This window comes from Legionella sp. km772 (assembly GCF_003989735.1).
GTDB lineage: Bacteria > Pseudomonadota > Gammaproteobacteria > Legionellales > Legionellaceae > Legionella.
On the sequence record NZ_RZGQ01000138.1, the window covers coordinates 1 to 7,538 of the forward strand.

Sequence of the window (7,538 nt, forward strand, 5' to 3'; positions counted from 1 at the left end):
GCTCTCCTGGCCTATGGACTTGTGGATAAGCCATTCTGAGAGTAAGGTGAATGAACTAACAAACCGGGAATAGCTCTTATTTTTCCTGAATTTTGTTCCAGATCCCCGGACCTAGCTAACCATCACCTGCTGAATACATTAATCCCACATTTCGCTGGGCAACAGGATTACCTTGTTCAGCAGCTTTCATATACCACTTAAATGCCTCAGGAAAATTTTGTTTTACCCCTTTACCCGAATCATAGATGAAACCTAGACTTAATTGAGCTTGAGAATAATTCTTGTCCGCCGATTTTTGGTACCATTGCCGGGCTGCCTCAGTGTCCTGGAGAACGCCATTACCATATTCATACATGTGACCTAACAAGTACATTGCCTCTTCGTTGCCATCACGAGCAGCTTGCATTAAGTGAGGGTAAGCAGTGGTATAATCGCCGTTTTCGTAAGCAGAAAAACCTATAAATACGTCAGCAAAGGCAGAGTTGAGGCTGACTGCTAAGAATATCGCTCCAATGAAAGCCCGCATGCTTTCTCCATTTTCTTCTTCCTTATCTAAAATAGTAGAATAAAGAATCAACAAAGCAAGTTATTGCACAGCAATGGAAAGGGTTGGATGATAAAACTAAATGGTTTATTTCACCTTCATCTAAATGTAATAGCTTATACTACCGATGTACAGCTGAGGGAAAGGATGAGCTATCTAAAAATTTAATTGTTAATACGGCTCTAGTTCCAGGATTGGTCGTGCATAGCTATTCAATTCGCCGAGCCAAAGTAACCTTCTTACTCATTTCGTCTCCTATTGAGCCCTTGCCCAGAAAAAGAATAAGCACAACGCATAGAAGTAAATCAGAAGAATAAAACCGCCTCGAATCGCAGCTCAACGCTCCTTTCAAGACGGTCAAAACGCTTGTAAAACCTACAAAGCTTCAAATATTGCCGCGGCACCCATGCCAGTACCTATACACATCGTAACCATCCCATAACGCCCTTTCGTCCGGCGTAAACCATGCAATAAGGTTGCTGTCCGAATGGTTCCGGTGGCCCCTAGTGGATGCCCCAATGCAATGGCGCCACCTAAGGGGTTGACCTTGTCTTTAGGTAAACCCAAATCCTTAATCACGGCTAAAGCTTGGGCCGCAAAAGCTTCATTTAGCTCAATCCAATCTAGTTGATCAAGGGTGATGCCCGCACGTTTAAGAGCAAGGGGTATAGCTTTAATGGGGCCAATTCCCATAATTTCAGGAGGAACACCTGCTACGGCAAAGCTTAACAATCTTCCCATTGGTCTTAGGTTATACATACGTAAAGCTTCTTCACTTGCTAATAAGGCGATGCCTGCACCGTCACTAGTTTGTGAACTATTACCGGCAGTTACACTACCACGGGCAGCAAACACTGGTCTTAATTTGGAAATAGCCTCATAAGAAGTATCTGCTCTTGGGCCTTCATCTTCACTAATCAATTTTTTCTTAGTGATAAGCGAAGAATTATCGAGATCGGGTTGGCGAATGGTAATTTCAATAGGAACAATTTCTTCTTTAAAATAGCCATTTTGTTGAGCAAATATAGCCTTTTTATGGCTTTCAGTAGCAAACTCATCTTGCTGTTCACGGCTAATTTCCCATTGTTTAGCTACATTTTCAGCAGTAATTCCCATTCCATAAGCAATCGCGACATCCTCATCATTAAAAATAACAGGGTTTGCAGTGTATTTATTGCCCCCTAAAGGCACCATCGACATGCTCTCAACGCCGCCGGCTAGTGCTAAATGCATATCACCATTACGGATGGAGGCGGCTGCCGTAGCTATGCTTTGCACCCCGGATGAGCAGAACCGATTAATCGTCATTGCAGGTACCGATTGTGGTAAATCTGCTAATAGTGAAGCTATACGAGCAACGTTCATACCTTGTTCTGCTTCTGGCATCGCGCAACCGATAATGACATCACCAATTTCTTGCCAATCGACTGATTGATTTCGCGCCGTCAGACTTTTGATAGTATGGGCTAATAAATCATCGGGTAAGGTATTTTTAAATACTCCACGGGGTGCTTTACCCACTGGCGTACGCAATACATCAACTATATATACATTAGTCATTATTCAATCTCCTTTTGCTTAATTGCGCAGTGGTTTGCCAGTTTCTAATAAATGCATTATTCGAGCTTGAGTTAATTCGGTTTTAGCGAGCTTAATAAAGGCTTCACGCTCTAATTTTAACATCCATTGCTCATCCACCAAGGTATTCTGGTTTAAATCACCACCGCAAAGCACGAAAGCCAACTCATTAGCAAGTGTGTAGTCATGTTTAGAAATAAATCCTCCCTCTAGCCAATTGACTAAGCCTGCTTGTAAGCGCGCATGCCCTTCCATCCCTGCAATTTTAAAACGCGGTGCTAATGGAGGAAGGTAATTGCTTTCTTGTAAAGCCTTAATCTTAATCAAAGCAGCATATAGGACTTCATTGCTATGCATCATCCGTTGATCAGTGGCTCGCAGGTACCCCATTTGTTTTGCCTCAGTAGCGCTACTAGCCACTTGCGCAGTCGCAATTTGTTGGAAATAACTTTGAATATAAGACATAAGATCAGCATTGGAGGCTTGCGAAGCTGCACGTAAAGCCATTTCTTTACAGCCTCCGCCAGCAGGAATTACTCCAACCCCTAACTCCACTAACCCAGGATAGGATTCAAAAGCCGCTACCACCCCATCACAATGCATCATTAACTCACAACCACCACCTAAAGCACGACCTCTTAATGCAGCGACAGTGGGAATGACACTGTATTTTAAGCGCAGGGCAACTTGTTGAAACTGAGCAATCATCTCTTCTAAAGCCTGCATTTTATTTTCTTTAATTAATAAAGAAACGCCACGTAAGTCCGCACCGGAGCTGAAGTTCTGTGCATCGTCTTGATAAACAATTAAACCTTGGAATTGTTTTTCTGCTAACTCTATACTTTTTTGCAAACCATCTAATACGGCTTGTCCAATAGTATTTGCCTTGCTTTTAAAACTAACCACAGCAATATCGTCTTTAAAATGACGCAACACTACCCCGTCATTTTCATAGAGAGTAGCGGCATGGTATTTAGGCTCTTGTATTACCCGATCAGCAAATATTTGACGCTTGTACACCTCTAATTGGCTACGAGGTTGGTATTCTTTTTTGATTGGAGAATACGCGCCTTGCTCCGTATAAAAAGCTTTAATTTCTGACAGCCAAGAAGGTAATTTAGCAGTGCTCAACGCGGTATTAGCTTGAATTGCTTGCCCGATAAACTGGAGCATTTGTTGTAAATCAGATTGTTGCCAGGTCTCAAAAGGCCCTTGCATCCAACCAAATCCCCACCTAATAGCTAAATCCACATCGCGTACATTTTCTGCAATCTCTTCGAGATGGTAAGCGCAGTAATGAAATAAATCTCTAAAGCAAGCAGCTAAAAATTGTGCTTGTTTATTATAAGAGTTAATTAAGGCTTGCATACGAGCTATCGAATCAGGATTTTTCATTATCGTTTTTACTTCATCGCACACCTCGGCCGCTGAAGGTCGATAATTATTATTTTTAAGATCGTATACTTCGATAATTTTACCATTTTTTCTATAAAGGCCTTGGCCTGTTTTTTGTCCTAGATGACCTGCGCTAATTAAATTGTTTAGCCATTCTGGCAAGTTAAATAAAGGATGCCAAGGATCATCTTTTAATTGTTCCTGCATAGTATTAACAACATGTTTCATTGTATCTAAGCCTACGACATCCATGGTACGAAAGGTCGCAGATTTAGGTCTACCTAATAAAGATCCGGTAAGGGCATCTACCTCATCAATCCCCATACCCATTGCCATAGTATGGTGAACAATGGTCAATAAAGAAAAAACACCTACTCGGTTGGCAATGAAATTAGGTGTATCCTTGGCTCTTACCACCCCTTTCCCTAAATACCGAGTCAACCAGCTTTCTAAATGATTTAATAACTCTTTTGAAGTAGCTTGAGCAGGGATTAATTCGGCAAGATGCATGTATCGAGGCGGATTAAAAAAATGAACCCCACAAAAGCGCTCATGATGTTGTTGAGGTAAAACCGTACATAAACTATTGATACTAAGGCCTGATGTATTACTTACTAAAATGGAATGGTTTGATAGATAGGGGGAAATCTTTTTATATAAATCCTCTTTCCAGTCCAAACGCTCAGCGATAGCTTCAATAATTAAATCGCAAGAGGATAATTCCGCCAAATGTTGCTCATAATTACGCGCCTGTACTAAACTTGCTGTTTGCGCAGTAGCTAAGGGCGAAGGTTTAAGTTTCCCCAAATTAGCAATCGCTTTATCTACTATGCTATTAGCCGGCCCCTCTTTGGCAGTCAAATCAAATAATAAGGTTTCAATGCCAGCATTCACACAATGTGCAGCAATTTGAGCACCCATGACGCCAGCACCTAAGACGGCTACTTTCTTTATATAAAAAGGCTCCTGCATTATTATTCCCTCTTGTTGGTAAAACAACCATTAAAAGTAAAAAACCCGGTTGCAAGCAACCAGGCTACATTTAATATTAAAATACATCTAGGTTGGGCCGTGACCCAATTTTTTTAACACGCTTAGACTACTTAATTAAGATAAATTAAACTGGATTCCTTGTGCTAAAGGTAAGTCATCACCCCAATTAATTGTATTAGTTTGACGACGCATATAGGCTTTCCATGAATCAGAACCTGACTCACGTCCACCACCAGTTTCTTTTTCCCCACCAAAAGCACCACCGATTTCGGCTCCTGAGGTGCCAATGTTTATATTGGCAATACCGCAATCAGACCCCCACGCACTTAAAAAACGCTCGGCATTCTTTAAATTTTGAGTAAATAAAGCCGAAGACAGGCCCTGAGGAACACTGTTTTGTAAGCTAATTGCTTCATCTAAATTACGATAAGACATCACATATAATATAGGTGCAAATGTTTCTTCCTGCACAATATCCCAATGATTTTCAACATCGGCTACTAAGGTAGGCTGAACAAAAGACCCCTCTTGATTAAGTACTTCTCCACCAAATACAATTTGTCCGCCAGCTTTTTTAACGCGCTCAATAGCTTTCGTAAATTGCTCCACGGCGTGCTTATCGATTAGAGGGCCCATAAGATTTTTTTTATCAAGTGGATCACCAATAGTCACTTGCTCGTAGGCATGTTGCAATTTTTTAAGAACTTCATGGTATTGCGACTCATGTACAAATAAACGGCGAGTAGTAGTACAACGTTGACCGGCTGTACCAACAGCACCGAATACAATACCAGGGATAGCTAATTTCAAATCAGCGGATTGATCAAGAATAATTGCATTATTTCCCCCTAGCTCTAAAATAGTTTTACCCAGTCTGCCAGCTACTTTGGCAGCCACTACTTTACCCGCTGCTGTTGAGCCAGTAAATGAAATTAAAGGAATGCGTGAGTCATTCACTAGGGCATCTACTACTTTTTGATCAGAAGGAATAACAAGGCTAAATATCTCAGGGCAATTATTATCTTTTAAAACCTGATTGCATATATGCTGCACAGCAACAGCACATAAAGGAGTTTTAAGGGAAGGCTTCCAAAGGGTTACATTACCACAAATGGCGGCTAAGAAAGCATTCCAAGCCCAGACAGCCACTGGAAAATTGAAAGCAGAAATAACAGCAACAACTCCATAAGGGTGCCATTGTTCATACATGCGATGATTGGGGCGTTCAGAATGCATAGAATTACCATAGAGCATTCGCGATTGACCCACAGCAAAATCAGCAATATCAATCATCTCCTGAACTTCGCCATCCCCCTCTTGCTTGGATTTACCCATTTCTAAAGAAACTAGACTGCCTAAATTGTCTTTATGATCACGTAAAGCCTGGCCAATTTGACGGATAATCTCCCCCCGTTTAGGGGCTGGAACTTTTCTCCATTCCTCGGCAGCTCGTTGAGCACGAATCATTACTTGCTCATAATCATTCATTGAGCAAGTAGCGACTTCTCCTAGCTTACTGTTGTTACTAGGGCTATAAGAACTTAATATATTATTATTAAGTTCACTAGACCAGCCTTGGCCACTAAAAGCACCAGGATTGGTGCTTTTTAGATGTAAACGAGTTAACAACTCCATTGAGGACTCCTAAGCGTAATACTTGCCAAAACGATTTTCTAAAACTCGCGCTAACTCAAAGTTTTCTTGTAAAACAAGACCTCTGTACTCATTAGCCTGGCCCAGTACAAGATCTACTACAGCACAAACTCCTGATGCCGTACTAACTTGAATAGCAGACCATTGCAAACCGCGAATCATTTCAGGATAAACTTTTTTCACATAACTTTTCTCTGTCAGTTCGCCTTTTTTTATTCCTTCAACGGTTACATAAACAATCACAATATCTTGATTTGTTTTAGGAATAGCGTTTTCTAAAATACGTTTTAGAGTGGGTCTATCTTCATTTAAACGTAAGTCATTCATTAAAAATTTCATTTTCTTACAATGACCAGGATAACGAATAGTCTTATAGTTCATTGTTTGAACTTTACCAACGTATAACTCCGCTAAGCTTCCTAACCCTCCAGAAGTATTAAAGGCCTCATATTCACATCCATCAATTTGAATTGACTCAAGACCTTCTAGCGGGGCCATGGTCACTTCTTTGCCTCGTTTAATTCCAAAGCAAGGGTTGCCATATTCATTGATTACCCCATCAGTCGACCAGGTTAATGAATAGTGAAGTGCATTATTGGCGCGTTGAGGTAAGGCACCGACCCGTAATTTTGCATGATGACACTCTTCAAATTCATGCATTAAGCTATTTGCTGCGATACTAATGAAGCCTGGAGCTAATCCACATTGGGGAACAAACGCAGTTTCCGCGCCTTCGGCAATTGCCTTTACTGCTTCCGTAACAGAAGTATCTTCAGTGAGATCAAAATAATGGGCTCTTGCTGCCTTTGCCGCCGCTGCAACATGCGTATTTAAGAAATAAGGTAAACTTGAGATAACTGCTACAATATTATGCTTTTCCAAGTATTCTTGCGTAGATTGCTCATCTTTTACGTCTAAAGAAACTGTTTTAATCTCGGGTAACTGTTCTAATAAGCGTTTAACATCCGAACCGCTAAACTCAACATCAGCTAAGTGAACTTGATAAGAGCCACTATCAGCTAATAAACAAGCAATTAAGCTACCAATCTTTCCTGCACCTGTAATCATTACGTTATACATACAATCCGTCTCCTTTGTAAAACGAGAAACATCGTACACAAAATCTAAGAGGATAGATAGATAATTTATTCAGAAAATATCATTGGAAAAACAAATATATTTGTATAAAAACAATTACAATCAAAGTTTAAATAGCGCTGTTTTTACGCTAAAGTGGGGATAGGAGAAGCCACTGTACCCAGGGTCACCTCATGAAAAATTTTGAGATAAGATAGTGGTTAAAATAGAATCATCCCATCCAGCATTTTTTCTGAGCCGCTTAATAGATTGCCTTTTCATCTGATTTTTAGTTAAT

General features: G+C 40.6%; 5 protein-coding genes and 1 pseudogene. 1 reads left to right on the top strand and 5 read right to left on the bottom strand.

Features of this window, described 5'->3' with window-relative positions; translation table 11 throughout:
- Positions 1–118: 118 nt before the first annotated feature.
- A pseudogene (locus tag ELY15_RS11895) lies at positions 119–526 on the bottom strand (tetratricopeptide repeat protein); the annotation flags it as partial.
- Positions 527–609: 83 nt separating this feature from the next.
- Between ELY15_RS11895 and ELY15_RS11900 the strand changes: the two are divergent.
- Positions 610–861: a hypothetical protein gene (locus ELY15_RS11900; RefSeq protein WP_127100306.1), complete on the top strand. Its 252-nt coding sequence runs from the start codon at positions 610–612 to the stop codon at positions 859–861.
- 58 nt (positions 862–919) lie between these two features.
- On the opposite strand, the gene ELY15_RS11905 is transcribed toward ELY15_RS11900, so the two are convergent.
- From ELY15_RS11905 to ELY15_RS11920, 4 genes are all read right to left on the bottom strand, one after another.
- Positions 920–2,104, bottom strand: a complete 1,185-nt coding sequence (locus tag ELY15_RS11905; protein WP_127100308.1) for an acetyl-CoA C-acyltransferase — start codon at positions 2,102–2,104, stop codon at positions 920–922.
- 18 nt (positions 2,105–2,122) lie between these two features.
- Complete coding sequence (locus ELY15_RS11910) at positions 2,123–4,489, bottom strand: 3-hydroxyacyl-CoA dehydrogenase/enoyl-CoA hydratase family protein (protein ID WP_127100310.1); 2,367 nt, start codon at positions 4,487–4,489, stop codon at positions 2,123–2,125.
- A gap of 135 nt (positions 4,490–4,624) precedes the next feature.
- Positions 4,625–6,145 (bottom strand): aldehyde dehydrogenase family protein, encoded by a 1,521-nt coding sequence (locus tag ELY15_RS11915; protein WP_127100312.1) that lies wholly within the window; start codon positions 6,143–6,145, stop codon positions 4,625–4,627.
- Positions 6,146–6,154: 9 nt separating this feature from the next.
- On the bottom strand, positions 6,155–7,243 hold the full coding sequence (locus tag ELY15_RS11920; protein WP_127100314.1) for a saccharopine dehydrogenase family protein: 1,089 nt from the start codon (positions 7,241–7,243) through the stop codon (positions 6,155–6,157).
- Between the last annotated feature and the right edge of the window lie 295 nt (positions 7,244–7,538).